The sequence below is a fragment of the Microvirga ossetica genome, assembly GCF_002741015.1.
Lineage (GTDB): Bacteria > Pseudomonadota > Alphaproteobacteria > Rhizobiales > Beijerinckiaceae > Microvirga > Microvirga ossetica.
The window spans coordinates 590515-606427 of record NZ_CP016619.1 but is presented as its reverse complement, the minus strand read 5'-3'; the positions used below and the strand labels follow the sequence as shown (position 1 = coordinate 606427).

The 15913-nt window shown below is 61.5% G+C and carries 16 protein-coding genes and 2 pseudogenes; 4 read left to right on the top strand and 14 right to left on the bottom strand.

Annotation, left to right across the window (positions count from 1 at the left end):
* Positions 1-151: 151 nt before the first annotated feature.
* From BB934_RS41070 to BB934_RS41060, 3 genes are all read left to right on the top strand, one after another.
* Positions 152-918 (top strand): IS5 family transposase gene (locus tag BB934_RS41070; RefSeq protein WP_099515353.1). Its coding sequence is split into 2 segments (ribosomal slippage): positions 152-473 and positions 473-918, totalling 768 coding nucleotides; the frame shifts between segments, so codons are not numbered across the junction.
* Positions 919-1315: 397 nt separating this feature from the next.
* Entirely contained in the window at positions 1316-2041 is a 726-nt protein-coding gene (locus tag BB934_RS41065; protein ID WP_099515352.1) for a vWA domain-containing protein, read from the top strand.
* 47 nt (positions 2042-2088) lie between these two features.
* A complete protein-coding gene (locus BB934_RS41060) occupies positions 2089-2748 on the top strand; it encodes a DnaJ domain-containing protein (RefSeq protein WP_335645670.1) in 660 nt (219 codons plus the stop codon).
* Here the strand turns inward: BB934_RS41060 and BB934_RS51505 are convergent.
* The 13 genes and pseudogenes from BB934_RS51505 to BB934_RS40990 form a co-directional block, all read right to left on the bottom strand.
* Positions 2724-3149 (bottom strand): annotated as a pseudogene (locus tag BB934_RS51505) (hypothetical protein); the annotation flags it as partial. The gene BB934_RS41060 and the pseudogene BB934_RS51505 overlap by 25 nt on opposite strands.
* A 6-nt stretch (positions 3150-3155) precedes the next feature.
* Positions 3156-3925, bottom strand: a protein-coding gene (locus tag BB934_RS41050; protein ID WP_099515253.1) for an IS5 family transposase whose coding sequence is annotated in 2 segments (ribosomal slippage) — positions 3156-3604 and positions 3604-3925 — 771 coding nt in all. Because the reading frame shifts where the segments join, the coding sequence is not laid out codon by codon here.
* Between the two features lie 164 nt (positions 3926-4089).
* A complete protein-coding gene (locus BB934_RS41040; RefSeq protein WP_099515350.1) occupies positions 4090-4332 on the bottom strand; it encodes a DUF3302 domain-containing protein in 243 nt (80 codons plus the stop codon).
* A gap of 429 nt (positions 4333-4761) precedes the next feature.
* A complete protein-coding gene (locus BB934_RS41035; protein ID WP_099515349.1) occupies positions 4762-5163 on the bottom strand; it encodes a RidA family protein in 402 nt (133 codons plus the stop codon).
* 31 nt (positions 5164-5194) lie between these two features.
* The gene (locus BB934_RS41030; RefSeq protein ID WP_099515348.1) at positions 5195-6181 is read right to left on the bottom strand and encodes an ABC transporter ATP-binding protein; all 987 of its coding nucleotides are present in this window, start codon (positions 6179-6181) and stop codon (positions 5195-5197) included.
* Positions 6178-7176 (bottom strand): ABC transporter ATP-binding protein, encoded by a 999-nt coding sequence (locus BB934_RS41025; RefSeq protein WP_099515347.1) that lies wholly within the window; start codon positions 7174-7176, stop codon positions 6178-6180. Before BB934_RS41025 ends, BB934_RS41030 begins: the two co-directional genes overlap by 4 nt.
* Positions 7166-8722 (bottom strand): gamma-glutamyltransferase family protein, encoded by a 1557-nt coding sequence (locus tag BB934_RS41020; protein ID WP_173909567.1) that lies wholly within the window; start codon positions 8720-8722, stop codon positions 7166-7168. Before BB934_RS41020 ends, BB934_RS41025 begins: the two co-directional genes overlap by 11 nt.
* A complete protein-coding gene (locus BB934_RS41015; RefSeq protein WP_099515345.1) occupies positions 8722-9615 on the bottom strand; it encodes a polysaccharide deacetylase family protein in 894 nt (297 codons plus the stop codon). The genes BB934_RS41020 and BB934_RS41015 overlap by 1 nt, the downstream gene beginning before the upstream one ends.
* Before the next feature lie 11 nt (positions 9616-9626).
* Positions 9627-10418, bottom strand: a complete 792-nt coding sequence (locus tag BB934_RS41010) for an SDR family NAD(P)-dependent oxidoreductase (protein WP_099515344.1) — start codon at positions 10416-10418, stop codon at positions 9627-9629.
* A 7-nt stretch (positions 10419-10425) separates the two neighbouring features.
* Positions 10426-11292 (bottom strand): ABC transporter permease, encoded by an 867-nt coding sequence (locus BB934_RS41005; protein WP_099515343.1) that lies wholly within the window; start codon positions 11290-11292, stop codon positions 10426-10428.
* Entirely contained in the window at positions 11289-12161 is an 873-nt protein-coding gene (locus BB934_RS41000; protein ID WP_237050653.1) for an ABC transporter permease, read from the bottom strand. Before BB934_RS41000 ends, BB934_RS41005 begins: the two co-directional genes overlap by 4 nt.
* A gap of 76 nt (positions 12162-12237) precedes the next feature.
* Positions 12238-13740 carry an ABC transporter substrate-binding protein gene (locus BB934_RS40995; protein ID WP_099515341.1) on the bottom strand — a complete coding sequence of 501 codons (1503 nt, stop codon included), beginning with the start codon at positions 13738-13740 and terminating at the stop codon, positions 12238-12240.
* 33 nt (positions 13741-13773) lie between these two features.
* Positions 13774-14490 (bottom strand): GntR family transcriptional regulator, encoded by a 717-nt coding sequence (locus BB934_RS40990; RefSeq protein WP_157934641.1) that lies wholly within the window; start codon positions 14488-14490, stop codon positions 13774-13776.
* 293 nt (positions 14491-14783) lie between these two features.
* Here BB934_RS40990 and BB934_RS40985 point away from each other — a divergent pair.
* Positions 14784-15131: pseudogene (locus tag BB934_RS40985) on the top strand (transposase); the annotation flags it as partial.
* Between the two features lie 271 nt (positions 15132-15402).
* On the opposite strand, the gene BB934_RS40980 reads toward BB934_RS40985, so the two are convergent.
* Positions 15403-15792: a hypothetical protein gene (locus BB934_RS40980; protein ID WP_099515339.1), complete on the bottom strand. Its 390-nt coding sequence runs from the start codon at positions 15790-15792 to the stop codon at positions 15403-15405.
* Between the last annotated feature and the right edge of the window lie 121 nt (positions 15793-15913).

Below are 15913 nucleotides of genomic sequence, written 5' to 3'. Positions count from 1 at the left end.
ACCTCCATCGGGTGGCTCGCGCGGGCCCCTTTCTGGCGGGATGCACCCAAAGCTAATCGTCTCAGTATATGCGCTCTCAGACCTCGGCGTTAGTTAGATTTAGACTCATAGTGTCTTGGAGCGTTTTGCTCGTCCTGTTTGAGGAGGAGCTATGCTGACGGATGCACAATGGGCCATGCTGGAGCCGCTGGTGGAGCAGTGCCGTCCCAAGGGCAAGACACCACCGCAGGATCTGCGTCCCACAATGGAAGCGATCCTCTGGCGTCATGAGAACGGCGCGAAGTGGCGCTCTGTCCCCGCTGAACTGGGGCCCTGGTGGCGGGCCGCTCAGACCTTCATCCGCTGGGCGCGTCTGGGTGTCTGGGAGCGCCTGCTCAACCTGGTGCAACAGCACGGAATCCAGCTTGGCATGACGTTCCTCGACGGCACCAGCGTGCGCGCGCATCAGAAGGCTGCCGGCGCACGCCGAAAAGGGGCTCTCAAGCTCAACGAGACGATCGTGAAGCGCTTGGTCGGTCTCGTGGCGGCTATGGCACCAAGGCTTGCGTGATCGCCGACAGTCTCGGACGCGCCGTCGCATTTCGGATCGCGCCAGGCCAAGCGCACGAGTTGCCGCAAGCCGTTCCGCTGGAGCAGCTACCAGGCGTGCCGACTTGGGTGGTGGCCGATCGCGGCTACACTAGCCATGCATTTCGTGAGCATGTCTGGAGCATGGGTGCCCGACCGGCCATCCCGCCGCAGCGGCACGAGGCGCCGGTCGCTTGTCCAGATTGGATCTATAACAATCGCAATGTCGTCGAGCGTCTGTGGGCCCGGCTCAAGGAGTGGCGAGCCGTTGCAACCCGCTACGAGAAGACCGCATCATCCTTCATGGGCATTCTCTGTCTGGCCGCTGCCTTCGACTGGCTCAAGACCTAACAGGCCCTAGTGTGGCCTTGGATCCGTGTAGCGGTGAAACGCCTTGCCCTTCGCAGCAGGAGCCTCGGTCCGACCGAGATCAAGAATGGAAAGCCTTCTACAAGATGCAATCCTGTGACAGGTGAATCTTGGTGGCTCTGACGTTCTTGAGCATCCAGGTATTGCACGCTCGCTGTTCTCGAGGCTCATGCCCAACGCGTGGGGTTACTGAGCTTCGCTTCTGGCGTGCCGGGATCGATAAGCAGCCCTCCTGCGGAGGCGCAAAATGAAAGACCGAGCAGAACCTCCCGGCAGTCAAGCCAGTGAGCCAAGCCCTAAATCACACTGCTCGGTTCCGCCAGACGCGGGATTTACAAGCATCCATCGGGCACCCACATCACTGGCTGAGGGATCGACAATGCCAGAGAGGAAGGATCTCACCCGCTCTTCGTCTGCCGTCACCAGTTCAGGTCGGACGATCGACTCATTCCTGGATGAAGCGAAGCGGCTCGGCGCTCTACAGAGTGGTGCGCCTCGGGCACGGCTTGTCTTCGCCCTCGATGCCACCATGAGCCGGCAACCCACCTGGGATCTCGCCTGCCAGGTCCAGGGCGAGATGTTCGCCGCGGCTACCCAGGCTGGCGGGCTCTTAGTTCAGCTTGTCTATTTCCGGGGCTTCGGGGAATGCCGCTCCTCGCGCTGGGTCGCCGATCCACGGGCGCTGACCGACCTTATGACAAAGATCAGCTGCCAGGGTGGCCAAACCCAGATCAGCCGGGTGCTCCGTCACGTCCGGAATGAGGCGAGCCAAGCACCGCTGAAGGTGCTCGTCTATGTCGGGGACGCCATGGAGGAGCCGATCGACGATCTCTGTGCCCTCGCGGGTGAGCTCGGCCTCCTTGGAGTCAAGGCGTTCCTGTTCCATGAGGGCCATGATCCTGATGCGGCCCGAGCTTTTCAGGAAATCGCGCGCCTGACCGGCGGTGCCTATGCTCGCTTTGACACGAGGGCATCGCAGGCTCTGGCCGAGCTGCTGCGGGCCGCGGCCACCTATGCAACGAATGGAGTTGAGGGGCTCACCCGCCTCGCTCATGGCAGCCCACAAGCCCGTGCTCTCCTCACTTCATTGACCGGGCGCTCATAATGGAGTTGCTCTACGGTCTTGTGGCTGTTGCTCTCATATGGGGGCTCGTGAACTCATTTGCGTATGCCAACACCGCCGCGCTGGCGACAGCCGGCCGGGTGATTGGCGGTGTTCTGGCCCTCGTCATTGCGGTGCTGCTTGGGGTGCGCGGGCGGATTGACATCGCCCTCGCGCTGGCAGGCGTGGGAGCCTGGCTTCTCGGATGGGGTGGCTTAAGGCTTCCAAACTTCGGTGGGCGACCGCAGCAGAGCCGTGGCCGGATCTCGCGGGTGCGATCGCTCCTGATCGAGATGACCCTCGATCACGACACGGGTAAAATGGATGGGGTTGTGCTAGCTGGGCCTTGGGCAGGGCGGCAACTCAACTCGCTCGATGCAGCGAGCCTGCAGCTCCTGTTAGCCGAATGCCGCACCGATGACCCAGAGGGAGTGCGCCTTCTGGAGGCCTATCTTGACCGACGGTTTCCGCACTGGCGCCAAAGCGCTCAAGATCAGGAGACCCCGAAGGGAGCCCAAGCTCGTTCCGGTGCAATGACGGACGCAGAGGCGTATCAAATCTTGGGGCTTCAGCCAGGCGCAAACCTCAACGCGATCCATCAAGCTCATCGCAGGCTGATGAAGAAGCTCCATCCTGACCAAGGCGGGTCAACTTATCTCGCGGCTCGGGTCAACCAGGCCCGGGACTACCTTGTGCGCCAACAGCGCTGACACTTCAACTCCACCACCACGCAAAGGGTGAAGGTGATCGGTTCGCCGGTCGCGTGCGCCACATGCCCGGCGAGGTCCGCGAAGCTTCGGGACAGCGACATCGGCGCCTCCATCGCGGGAGCTGGTGTAAGTGACCTTACCGGGGCGGCCTTCACAGCCCATTGTCTGCCTCCGAGTTCAAGAGGGTCAAACGGATGCTGCGCCTGGTATGTGGTCGGATCGATGCGGAAGAGAACATCGCCCGCTTTGACCGGTGTATTCGCCGCGACCGGTACGTCGACGACCTCTCCGGCCACCGATGGGACGACCTGCACCGAGTTGCGGATCACCGCCGCCGGACCCGAGGGTGCGCCCCAGCCCATCGGGATGAACAGGCCGATCAGGAGGACGAGCATGACTACGGCCTGTTAGCGCTTGAGCCAGTCGATTGCTGCGGCGAGGCAGAGCACGCCCATGAAGGATCGTGCGGTCTTCTCGTAGCGGGTTGCAACGGCTCGCCACTCTTTGAGCCTGGCCCAGAGCCGCTCGACGACATTGCGGTTGTTATAGATCCAGTCCGGACAGGCCACCGGCGCCTCATTGGACTTAGCCGGGATCGCCGGCTTCGCACCGATGCTCCAGATGTGCTCGCGGAAGCTGTGGCTTGAATAACCGCGATCGGCCACCACCCAGCTGGGCACACTCGGCAAACTGTGAAGCAGCGGAATGGCGTCAGGCAGCTCGTGCGCCTGACCGGGTGCAAGGCGAAACGCGATGGCGCGTCCGAGCCCGTCGGCGATCACGCAAGCCTTGGTGCCATAGCCGCCACGAGACCGACCAAGCGCTTCACGATGGTCTCGTTGAGCTTGAGAGCCCCTTTTCGACGAGCCCCGGCGGCCTTCTGATGCGCGCGCACGCTGGTGCCGTCGAGGAAGGTCATCCCGAGCTGGATGCCGCACTTCTGTACCAGGTTGAGCAGGCGCTCCCAGACACCCAGACGGGCCCAGCGGATGAAGGTCTGAGCGGCGCGCCACCACGGCCCCAATTCAGCCGGCACGGCGCGCCACTTGGCGCCGTTCTCATGGCGCCAGAGAATGGCCTCGAACGTCCGACGCAGATCCTGTGGCGGTGTCTTGCCCTTGGGACGGCATTGCTCCACCAGTGGCTCCAGCATGGCCCATTGTGCTTCCGTTAGCATGGCTCCTCCTCAGACAGGACGAGCAAAACGCCTCCAGGTGCAAAGGGTTCAAGTCATAACAGGCCGTAGGATCGGCGATAGCTTCCAGAACGTGTTGAACGGGATGAACCGGAGCCAGACGAACAGGGCGAGGATTGCGATATAGGCGTTGAGCAGGACGACGATCATCGGGGCGTCTCCTGCTGTCGTGCCGGCACGTCGACATAGGCCCAGATCAGGACGAGCGGCCAGAACACGAAGCCGAAGACGAGCGTCGCCCAACTTCCGACGGTGACCGCCTCCGGCCAGGGATGTCCACGCTTGCGGGCAATGCGGCCGGGCATCATGCCGAGAGCCACAACGATCCCGATACCTGTGACGATGAGGACGAGCAGCACGATCCAGGCAAAGATGTCGATGAAGGACATGGAGCTGCTCAATATTTGGCCGTTACAAGACGTGCCTGATTTGGCGGAGCCTGCCCGCCCAGCGTCGATCGTAGGCGTGGACCATAGAGACTGACGTCGCCCTCCGTGTCATGGGGCGGGGAAATGGCAAACCCACTCGGCAGGGTCAGTAAGACCAAGGCCGCAAGACGTCGCTTCATGGATTGCCTCTTGGCCTGACGCTCGGAACGAATACCTAGGTCGGATTTCCCCGAAGGCGAGAGGACAATTACCTTGAGGAAGCTCCGAACGGGGTGGAGGGTGAAACCTGTTGGGGGGATGGTCTCCTTCGGGTCATTCTCTGCCGATCCCCTGCCCTTAGGGAAGGCCCGCTATTCACCGCATGAGCAGACATTCTAACCACCAGAATTCGAGACGATCCGGGGCTTAGCGTCCGCTGTTTGGTAAAGATCATGTGACCGTTTGTGCTGGCCGCGCGGCCCAGGCCTCCACCTCCACCAGATACTCTGGACGGATCATGGCGGAGACATAGGCGAACATCGATGCTGGCGGCTCATCACCGTGAAATCCACGCCAGATCTCCACATAGCGCTCACGCTCAACAGGCTGCGTCAGCCACATATTGATCTTAAACACGGCCCGGTGATCCAGACCCTCGCTCTGCAAGATGCGCGTAATGTTTGCGAAAGCGTTGGCGAGTTGCTCCTCGACCGTATCCGGCAGTTGTCCCTTTTCATCCAAACCTACCTGACCCGCGATTGCGAGGATGTCGCTGCCAGCCGGAATGACCGTCAGATGATGGTAGCGGCCAACCGGCGGAGCGAGGTTGGACGGGTTCTTTCGTTCAATCATGACCTCAAACTCCTGAACTGCAGATAGAGGCTCAAGCCGCCAGCGGAGCGGGCGCACGCACGAGGCATGCAGCGCGAGTGCCGCTCGGCACCGGTTGCAGCGACGGCCGGATACTGCTGCATGGCTCAATCCGGATCGGGCAGCGTCCAACGAAGGGGCAGCCGGTGGGCGGATTGAGCGGACTCGGCAGGTCTCCTTTGAGGATGATACGTTCGCGCGAGCGCTGGGTCCGTGGATCGGGCAATGGGATCGCGGAGATCAGCGCCTGCGTATACGGATGCCGCGGCGCTTCGAACAAAGCCTCAGCCCCACCTTCCTCCACCACTGTTCCCAGATACATGACGATTACATCATCGGCTAGGTGACGAACCACCGAAAGATCGTGGGAGATGAACAGATAGGATAGTCCGAGTTCTTTCTGCAGTTCCATGAGAAGGTTGAGGATCTGCGAGCGAATTGAAACGTCAAGTGCAGAGACGGGTTCATCCAGGACGAGCAGCTTTGGCGATAAGGCGAGAGCCCTGGCGATCACCACACGCTGGCGCTGTCCGCCGGAAAGGGCGTTGGGCGTCCGCTCTGCGTAGGCGGCAGGCAACCCCACAAGATCGAGAAGCTCACGGACGCGCTGCATCCGCTTGTCCCTGCGCCAGCCCTGTATGATGAGCGGTTCGCCGATACTGTCGCCAATGGTCATCTTCGGATTCAGCGCCGCACTCGGATCCTGGAATACGATCTGGATCTCGGTGGCGAGAGCGCGCCTGGCCTGCCTGTCCAGATGTGCGATCTCCCTGCCCTCAAACCGAATAGACCCAGAGCTAACCGGCTCGAGCCCAATAATGGCGTAAGCAGTTGTGGACTTGCCACAGCCACTCTCGCCAACCAGCGCGACCGTGCGTCCAGATGGAATGTCGAAGGAAATGTCGTCGACCGCTTTGACTACACCTCCCTCTGATCCGCGGACAGGGAAGTGAACCTTGAGATTGCGCACGCTGAGGAGAGGTAAATCTGGTTCAATCATGCGAGTTCCCTCAGACGATTGGTGTGCCAACAGGCAGCGGCGTGCCCAACTGCGTCGACGGGATCGAGAGGCGGGCGGCGCTCGCAAACGTCTGTCGCAAGGGGACAGCGGCTGCGAAACCGGCAACCTTTCGGCCACTGATCGACACCGGGTACGATGCCCTCGATTGTTCGCAATGCACTCTTGCGGTGGCCGTCGAGACGAGGAACCGTCGCGAGCAGGAGATGAGTATAGGGGTGAGCGGGAGCCGAGAAGATAGTGTCTACAGGCCCGCGCTCGACCACCCTGCCCCCATACATGACGGCAACATCGTCCGCCATTTCGGCCACGACTCCCATGTCGTGTGTGATGATGATGATGGAGGTGCCGACTTCGTCGCGCAGGCGTTTCATCAGGTCGAGGATCTGCGCCTGGATCGTCACGTCGAGGGCGGTGGTTGGCTCATCAGCGATGAGCAGACGCGGACGGCAGATCAGTGCCGCTGCAATCATCACCCGCTGGCACATGCCACCGGAGAGCTCGAACGGATACTGCCTTGCCCGTCTCTGCGGATCGGGTATACCAACGCTCGCGAGCATTGCAATCGCCTCGCCCTGCGCTTCCGCGTGAGAGAGGCCGCGATGCAGGCGTAGCGCCTCCTCCACCTGCGCCCCAACCCGCATCAATGGGTTCAGCGAAGCAACCGGTTCCTGGAAGATGATTGACGCTTGATTGCCTCGGATATCCTCCAAGTTCTTTTCGGACAGATGCGCGAGGTCCGTTCCTTCCAACTCGATCCGGCCCTCGGCAATCCTGGCGGCTTTCGGCAGAAGCCGCAGGATCGAGAGGGCTGTCAGGCTCTTTCCGCAGCCGCTTTCGCCGACAATGGCAAGAATGCGCCCCTTGCCCGCCATGAGCGAAACTCCGTCGACCACGTCGAGGCCGGCGATTTGGATCCGGAGATCCTTGATCGCGAGGACTGGAGCCTCGTCGCGCTGCGCGGTTTCAGTCATCATCGGTTGCGCTTCCAATGGCGACGGCAGCCCAGGGGCTGGTTGGATGGGCCATGCCTAGGTTTTCTGTTCCGGCCCTCATCACAGCGGATGGAATTGCGAAGTTCACCGGGTACAGGGTGTCCTCGACAATCTCAACCGGGTACCGCGTACCGACGGTCGCAGCAACGGCCGGATCCGCCTTGGCATTGATGCGAATCGTCGGTGTGCTGGCGTCGATGCGCGGCGCGTGAAACGCGTCTTCCAAGGAAAGACCGCGGTCGACCATGTAAGAGAGGATCTGAAGAACTGTGGGAAAGATCGTACGCCCGCCGGCTGCGCCGATGGCGAGTGCGGGGCGGCCGTCTCTCTTCACGATCAGCGGACACATGTTGGCAAGCGGCCGTACGCCGCCCTTGATCGAGTTCGGCTGCTGCGGACGCGGATCGAACCACATGACGCCATTGTTCATCAGGATTCCGGCCCTGGGCAGCACAACCTTGGAACCGAACCTCGACAACAATGTGTTGGTGAGCGACACCATCGTGCCGCTAGAATCCACGACACTGAGGTGACTGGTGCATCCGGCCTCAGGCGTGGCCGCATGCCCCATTCTCGTCAAGCGCTTCTCGTAGGCGTCACGAATTACGGTCGCGTAGGCCAGAGCAGCATCTGCCATGGAGATTCCGGCCGAAAGGTCATAGGCCGCGAGCCGTCCGCAGGCATCAAGGAAAGTGGGACCTCCGCTCAAGCCTGGGATCGCATTGACCTCCAGGTTTCGGTACCCGGCGACGAGAGGGTCGCGCCAGTGGGTCCGATAAGCCACCAGATCAGCCGCCTCGATCCGGGAACCTCCCGCCCTGAGGTCCTTGACCAGCAAATGCGCTGTTTCGCCGTCGTAGAAGTCGCGCGCGCCCGCCGCAGCAAGTCGCTTGAGGAGTTTTGCCTTGTTGGGCATCGGTCGATAATGCACGGCCTCGCGTTCGCTGGCCCGAGGGGCCCGGCCATTGTCGAGGAAGATCTCCGCAGTCGCAGGATACTTTGCCAAGGCTGCAGCTTCGACGGCGAGGGAAAGGGACGTGAACCAGTCTACCTCCAACCCACGCTCTGCATGCTCAATCGCGGGTTGAAGCGCGTCGCACCAGGAGAGCGTCCCGAACCGTGACAGCGCTTCCGCAAACCCGGCGACCGCGCCGGGGACGCAAATCGAGCCGTAGCCCGCAATATTCCGGTCACCCTCAACCGACGGCCAATCAAACCAGTTCCCAGTCTTAGCTCCCGCAAGCGGATAGTCTGCAGGATCGAGGGCCTGCGGGGACATCACGTTGAAGTCAAGCGTATGAACGGTGCCAGTTGCCCCATCGGCGTGGAGGAGAAACCCTCCACCTCCGATGCCCGAGAGCCAAGGCTCCACGACGCTCAAAACGAGAGCCGTCACGACGGCGGCATCCATAGCATTGCCGCCGTTCGCCAAGACAGCGGCTCCCGCTTCTGCGGCGTAGCGGTTCTGTGCGGCAACCAAACCGTGAGGGGAACGCACTTCCGGCTTGTGAACCGTGAAAGTCTGCATCAACGTCCCCTTCCGAAGCGCGCCTCGGCGATCAGTTCCGGGACCCGCACCGGCACTGTGTAACGCTCTGCGTTGGCCGACGCCGCATGGTGGGCTGCAACTTCGCCCACTGTCGCGATCCACGCCCCCTGCTCTGCCGTAATCCGCTGGAGAAGGCGCTCAAGCATTAGGATGCGGTGGGCCCGGCCTGAAATCCAATCATGGATCGTCAGCATCAAGAGGCCACCTTCCTTGTGCAGCATCGACCACTCGTCGACCCAGCTGTCGAGGATCGGGCCCGTCGCTGAGGGCGGCCAGGAATCCGCCCCGCCTCCCACGAACTTGAAATAGACCGCATCGTCGATGGCCCATTGCACCGGCACTTCGGTGACGCCGCCTATTGTGTAGGGATGGTCAAAGCCTGAGAGCGAGCTGTCGTACAGGCTGCGCCTCTTCAGTTCGCCGAGCATATGCGGCGTCATCTCCCATGCCGGTGACCGAAAGCCCTTCGGAACGATCCCAACCTGGGCGCGGAAAACCTCGAGCGAGGCCTCCAGAGCTCCTGTGAACTCCTCATCGCTCACTTGGGAAACAATCTCGTGGAAGTATCCATGCAGGCCGATCTCATGGCCACGCTCTACAAAGGCGGGAAGAAGGTCGGGATGGTTCTTCGCCACCACGCCGGGCACAAAGAAGCTGCCTTTGATTCCGAACCGATCCAGGAGATCGAGGATGCGCCAGATCCCAACCCGCGGTCCGAAGAGCCGCTGCTCCATCTGGCCAATGACGCGGGAACTGGTCTCGCTCTTCATGTTCCAAAGGAGCGGGGATTCCGCATCCACGTCGACCGTAAAGCAGAAAGCGCTGGTTTTGCCTGTGGGCCACTCGTACGGAGTCTGGGAGAACTGGGTCATGGTGATATCACTCACAGCGGATGCTTCTTCGCCTGGTGGACGGCGAGCGAGCCGATCGAGTTACCGCCATCGATGGTTAGGGTGGCCCCGGTCACGTAAGAGGAGGCGTCGCTCGCGAGATAAAGCAGGCCGTTGGCCACGTCGGACGGCGACGAGGGCCGGCCGAGCGGGATAGCCGCGATGGTGTTGTTAATGTGTTCGTCCGTGAGGCTGCTCACCGAACTGCCGGCGGCGAAGCCAGGCTCAAGGGCATTCACCCGGATGCCGAACTCCGCGAGTTCGATGGCGAACCCCTTGGTCAGCCGGTCCAGAGCGGTCTTGGAGGTGCAATACGGCACGACGGTACGTCGCATCTTGCGCGCTGCGCCGGACGAAATGTTGATGACAGAACCCTTGGTACCCTTCTCGATCATCTGGCGCGCAATGCCACGGGTCAGGATGAAGGGCGCCCGCAGGTTCACCGAGAAGATCCGATCGAACTCGGCTGTCGAGATGTCGAGCAGGAAGCCGCTCGGGTAGATTCCGGCGTTATTGACCAGAACATCGGCGGCGCCCCAGCGTCGGCCGATCTCGGTGATCAGTCCTTCGATCGATGTCTCGTCGGTCAGGTTCGCCGGATGCGCGAAGCCGCCGGTGCCAAGCGAGACTTCTCCGGCATAGGCGTTAAGCGCAGCCTCCTGCGCATCGGTGAGACACAATTCGGCGCCGGCCGCTACGAAAGCGTCGACGATCCAGCGACCGACAACCCCACAGGCGCCTGTGACGACGACGCGCTTACCGGAAAGATCGGAGAAAAAATCCATGACAGCCTCATTGTGAACGGGGATCGAAGCGATCGCGCAGGTCGTCGCCGATGAGATTAACGGCGAGGATCAGCAGGAACAGGCAGAGACCCGGGAAGGTGGCAATCCACCACGCAGTGGCGAGATAGTTTCGCCCCGAGCTGAGCATGGCCCCCCAGCTCGCCGTCGGTGGCTGTACGCCCAGGCCGAGAAACGACAAACCCGCCTCGAACAGGACCATGAGGCCGAATTCGAGCGTTGCCACCACGGTGACCGCCCCGATGATGTTGGGCAGGATGTGCCGGAGGAGGACGCGCGGCGTGGAGGCCCCCATGAAGGCGGCGAGCCGCACATAGGGCATGTTGGCGACGCTCAGCGTCTGGCCGTAAGCGATACGAGCATAGCGCGGCCAGCGGGTCAGGGCAAGGACGACGATCACGTTCACCAGTCCCGTGCCAAGGACCGCGACCGTGATGATGGCGAGCAGGATCGCTGGGATCGACAGGAACACGTCGACGAGGCGCATGACGATCAGTTCAACCCAGCCGCGAAGATATCCCGCCAGCATCCCGAGCAGAACACCGACAACGCCGGACAGGATGACTGAGGCAATGGCGACGAAAAGGGACACCCTGGCCCCGTAGATCAATCGTGAGAGCAGGTCGCGGCCGAGTTCATCGCTACCGAGCAAATAGTGGAAGCTGCGGGACACGGTTCCCGGCGGCCTCATCCGGCCAAGGAGATTTTGGCTGTTCGGATCGTAGGGTGCCACCAGGGGCGCGAAAACGGCCGCCAAAACAAAGAAGGCGATGAGGATGATGGGCACCCATCGCATGATCGAACGGCGCGGTTTGGCAACGTGTCGCACCGGTGCCGATGCGGTTGTGGATGTCATCGGCGGCTCCCGTCGAGGCGAATGCGGGGATCGACCGCGCTGTAGAGAAGATCGGCGGCGAGGTTGAGAGCCACCGTGACGAACGCACCCAGCAGGACAATTCCCTGCACGACGAGGAAATCGCGAGCGAGGATCGACTGCACGGTGACCTGCCCGAGGCCGGGCCAGGCGAAAACGGTCTCGACGATGACGGCGCCGGCGAGAAGATTGGAAATCTCCAGCGCCGCGACGGTAATCACGGGAATGGAGGCGTTGCGGGCCAGATGCCGGCGAAGCAGCCGTCCCATCGGCACCCCCCTGGAACGGGCCGTGCGGACGTAGTCTTTGGAGAGTTCATCCAACAGCGAGGTGCGAGTAATGCGGGCAAAGGTTGCCATGCTCAGTAGCCCGAGCGCGATCGATGGCATGATCAGATGCTCAATGCCGCCGGTCGACGACGGAGGAAGCCAGCCCAGCGTCACGGCAAAGATCAAGATCAGGATAATCCCGCTCCAGAAGGTCGGCATGCTCTGCGCCGCCAGAACGACGCTCGCGAGCAACCGGGAAGCTGGATGATCCCGATAGAGGGCAAGAATGATCCCGACCGGGATCCCTAGACCGCATGCGACCAGCAGGGCGCCGCCCGCCAGTTGCAGGGTATATGGCAGCCGCGAGGCGATGATATCCCAGACCGGCACATTCTGAATCACGGAGCGACCCAGATCGAAGCTGGCGATCTGTTTCAGGAACGCCAGGTACTGGACGATGAGTGGGCGGTCGAAACCGAGCGCCGCACGCATGGCGTCGATATCGGCCTGGGTCGCCGTTTCGGGGACGAGCAGGTAGGTCGGATCACCGGTCAGACGTTGAAGAAAGAAGATCAGCGTCACGACACCGAAGATTGTGCCGATAACCTGGCCGACCCGCCGAAGAAGAAAGCGTCGCATGGATGATCCGAGGGTCCGTTCAGTCTTTCCAGGTCATGCGATTCAGGAACATGCTCTCGTTCGGCGTGGGTTGCCATTGGAGGCCTTTCGCTGCGCCGTAGATGATGCCGACCTGATAGAGCGGGACGAGGAAAAGCTCCGTTGCGACGCGCTCATGAACCGAGCGGTAGAGCGAAAGCCTCTTCTTTTCGTCGAGCGTTTGACGGGCCTCAACCAGAAGGTGTTCGACCTCCGGATCCTGCGCATTGGCCCAGCCACTGGAGGAATGAAGCAGCGGGAAGAGCACACCATCTGCATCCTGGCACGCACAGGACCAGCGGCTGAAGGCCATCTGTGGGATCGAATCCGGCCCGGTTTGCATCTGCTTGAGCCAGTTGGCCATATCGGTCATTTCGATCTTCACCGTCAGACCAGCTTCGGTCAGCATCTGCTGGATCGCCTGCACGACACGCTGGTCGTAAACGGGAGAGGTCAAGAGCGAAATCGGCTGTTTGGCCTTCGATCCCGCCTCCGTGACCAGCGCCTTTGCCTTGGCGAGATCATAGCCTCGCGCCTCGATCCCTTCGACCCAGCCGACATGGGCTGGCGAGAGCATCTCCGGGACCGCCTTGTCGTAACCGCCGAGGATTCCGTCAACCAGTCCGTCCTTATCGATGGCATAGGCAATCGCCTCGCGCACCTTCGGATCGTTCACTGGCGGCTTTTGAATGTTCATGGCGAGGTATGCCACGCGTTCGGTGAGGACGGAGAGCACCTTGGCCTTGGGCGAGTTCTTGAGCTGCGCGGCAAGGTCGGAGTCGAGGGTGACCGCCAGATCGCTCGTGCCCGCCTGCAGGTTCGCCACCCGGGTCGCCGCATCCGGCACCGCCCGGAACGCCACGCTGGCAAACGGACCCTTGGTGCCCCAGTACTTGTCGTTGGCCGTCAGCGTCACCTGCACGCCGCGCTGCCAGCCATCGAACTTGTACGGGCCGCTGCCCACCGGCTTCAGGTTGAAGGCGTCCTTGCCCACCGCGTCCACCACGTGCTTGGGCACGATCGACAGCTTCACGAGCTGGCCCAGCAGCGCCGGATAGGGCCCGTCGGTGGTCAGCTTCACCGTCGTCGGGCTCGTCACCTCGGCTTTGACGATCTTGTTGAACTGGCCGAGCTGCGGGCTGGCGAACTTTGGATCAGTGATCCGCTGCACGCTGAAGGCCACGTCCTCCGCCGTCAGCTTCTGGCCGTCATGGAACGTCACGTCGTCCCGGAGCGTGAACTCGATCTCGGTATCCGACAGATACTTCCAGGATGTGGCGACCTGCGGGACGATGTCGCCCTTGTCATCGCGTGTGATGAGGTTGTCGAAGATGTTGCGATAGACGTAGTAGCTGTCCGGGTTCCACTGCACGTGTGGGTCCAGCGACGACGGCTCGTTGACCAGATCGACCGTCAGCTTCTCTTTTGCGAGCAGCGCGCCGGGCGCAACCGCCAGGCACAATCCCAGAACAACAGCCGCTAACCCTCTCCCTCGTCTCACCATGTCAGGTCTCCTTCTGGTGCGTTGCCTGAGCAATCATGATTTGGCCGTAGAGCCCGGTTCGCCCCGTGCTCCTTTGCCTGTCGAGCGTGTCAGCTTTTGTACGCGGGACCGGCGGGCGCTCCGCTGCTGTGATCGGCCCAAGAGATCTTCCGGACGACGCAAGAGGGCGCGTGAGACGAACGTCTCAAATTGATCAATGTCCCGCGATAATTCCGCAGTCGCGCCGGCGCGATCCGATGCGGCCAGCGCTTCGAAAAGGTCCTCGCGGCTGAGCGGTCGGTATTGAACCTCTCCCGCCTCGAGAAAGCACACGACGCGTTGGGAATGATCCCAGAGCTCGCGAAGCCATTTCCTGTGAAACCAGTTGGTGCGATCCGCGAGAAGATCGAGGATTTGCCGGTCGGTCACGCGCGCGGTGACGAGGGCTTGCGGGTCCTGACGTCCCGCCAGCGTGGCGGCAAGCATGACGAGCGTTTGGACGCGCTCGCGTGCGGAGGTGGTCAGCTTTACATACGCAATTGTCGCCTCAGCTTGGCGCCGCGCCGTGATCACGTCGCCGATGAAGGCGCCGGTGATCGGTTTGGCCTGCCATCCCTGCCGCGGGAGCGGAGCAACCAAACCTTCCGCGGCGAGGACCTGTAATGCTGCCCGGATCCCGGCGCGCCCGAGCCGATACCGGGTTTCAAGCTCTACTTCAGAGAATGCCGCTCCAGGGGCGAGTTCACAGGTCAGGACAGCATGCCGAAGCACTTGGAGAGCCACCGCACTTTTGGCAGTTGGGCCAGGGGGCTGAGGCAACGCGAAGGGCGAAGACCGATCGTACATGACACTAGGTCAGCATGGTTTGTAAGATCACACAAGATGTTTTGTGACATCTCACAAGGCTAAAAGATGGGCATTCTGTTTAGCCGGACGCGTCGCCGCGCCTGCACGTGACAGGCCAACTTATCCAGGCGCACCGCCTTGTTGCAGGGATGAGCGAGTTGGTAACCGCGGCTGGATAGTGTAACGGCCTGATTGGCTTCCGAGTAAAGATCCTCACCATGCCCTTCAAGGCCAATGCCGCCCATCGACATCGCATCTCCAAGCAGCGGTACCGGGTGACGAACTGGGCTGAGTACGACGCCAGCCTGCGCCAGAGGGGAAGCCTGACGGTCTGGTTTTCTGCGGAAGCCATTGCCGCCTGGCGGGCTGAGCCCCGTACCACGCGGGGCGGTCAAGCCCACTATTCGGCCCTCGCGATTAGGACGGCGTTGACCCTGCGGGCAGTGTTCCGGTTAGCGCTGCGTCAGACGGAAGGCTTAATCGGTTCGATCCTCCAACTCCTGGGTCTGGATCTGGCGGTACCGGATCACTCAACCCTGAGCCGGCGTGCCGAAACCTTGGAGGTGCCAAGACGGCACTGTCAACTTACCTTAGTAAAGACCGCTTACCGCGGTTCTCAGCTATTCCGCGATGGGTCTAAGTAATTGAAAATGCGTGGCCCGCTCCGGACCTAAACACCGCCAAGAGCAAGTAAAAGCGTTAAGTTGACGGTGCCCGCAGCAGCCTTTGCCGTCGCGTGGTGGTCAGCGCCATGGGCGCCGCACGTCATTGAAGCGTCAGGCGTATTCCTCAATCGCCCAACGCACCCGGTCCCAACAACATTCTGCTACCAAACAGCTAATTCTGTTCTGCTGATTGAGTTGGTTGAAGGATAAACCGATCTGTCAGGAAGCTCACGATCCTGGCAATCTTGTCCCCCGGAAGGGTGAAACCTACTGGTCCAAACTTTGGGTGATAGAACGCCACCAGAATTCCTGTCGGCGGAGACGCTCGGATATACCACTTTGCATTGGCAACCGTGCTGATGATGACTTCCTCTTTCTCGAAGTCAGGCGGTGAATGCCCCTCAACCATCTTGCTTCTTGCATTGCCAAGTTCGCTAATCAGCGTATCAAGCTCATCAAGCCTGAGTAGGAGCCGCTGTGTTGATTGCCCCAGAGGCGCAATCTCTATTGCTGTTGCCGTCCTGTCGTGAGCGACTTGTATTGTCATACCAACATCGGGCATGGCCCTAGCCCGTCCCTTCGGTTCCTTCGCTCAAACATGACCTGAATCAGCGGCATTTTGATGCCCGCCTGGAACCGGAACGTAATGGACAATGATGAGGCCCAGCCAGAAGCTTGGCCTC

Excerpts from the sequence above, each read along its gene's own strand:
- BB934_RS41035 (WP_099515349.1), bottom strand. The coding sequence starts at position 5,163 with ATGATTGAACGAAAGAACCCGTCCAACCTCGCTCCGCCGGTTGGCCGC.
- BB934_RS41020 (WP_173909567.1), bottom strand. The coding sequence starts at position 8,722 with ATGCAGACTTTCACGGTTCACAAGCCGGAAGTGCGTTCCCCTCACGGT.
- BB934_RS40980 (WP_099515339.1), bottom strand. The coding sequence starts at position 15,792 with ATGCCCGATGTTGGTATGACAATACAAGTCGCTCACGACAGGACGGCA.
- BB934_RS40995 (WP_099515341.1), bottom strand. The coding sequence starts at position 13,740 with ATGGTGAGACGAGGGAGAGGGTTAGCGGCTGTTGTTCTGGGATTGTGC.
- BB934_RS41005 (WP_099515343.1), bottom strand. The coding sequence starts at position 11,292 with ATGACATCCACAACCGCATCGGCACCGGTGCGACACGTTGCCAAACCG.
- BB934_RS41030 (WP_099515348.1), bottom strand. The coding sequence starts at position 6,181 with ATGATTGAACCAGATTTACCTCTCCTCAGCGTGCGCAATCTCAAGGTT.
- BB934_RS41015 (WP_099515345.1), bottom strand. The coding sequence starts at position 9,615 with ATGACCCAGTTCTCCCAGACTCCGTACGAGTGGCCCACAGGCAAAACC.
- BB934_RS41010 (WP_099515344.1), bottom strand. The coding sequence starts at position 10,418 with ATGGATTTTTTCTCCGATCTTTCCGGTAAGCGCGTCGTCGTCACAGGC.
- BB934_RS41040 (WP_099515350.1), bottom strand. The coding sequence starts at position 4,332 with ATGTCCTTCATCGACATCTTTGCCTGGATCGTGCTGCTCGTCCTCATC.
- BB934_RS41025 (WP_099515347.1), bottom strand. The coding sequence starts at position 7,176 with ATGATGACTGAAACCGCGCAGCGCGACGAGGCTCCAGTCCTCGCGATC.
- BB934_RS41065 (WP_099515352.1), top strand. The coding sequence starts at position 1,316 with ATGCCAGAGAGGAAGGATCTCACCCGCTCTTCGTCTGCCGTCACCAGT.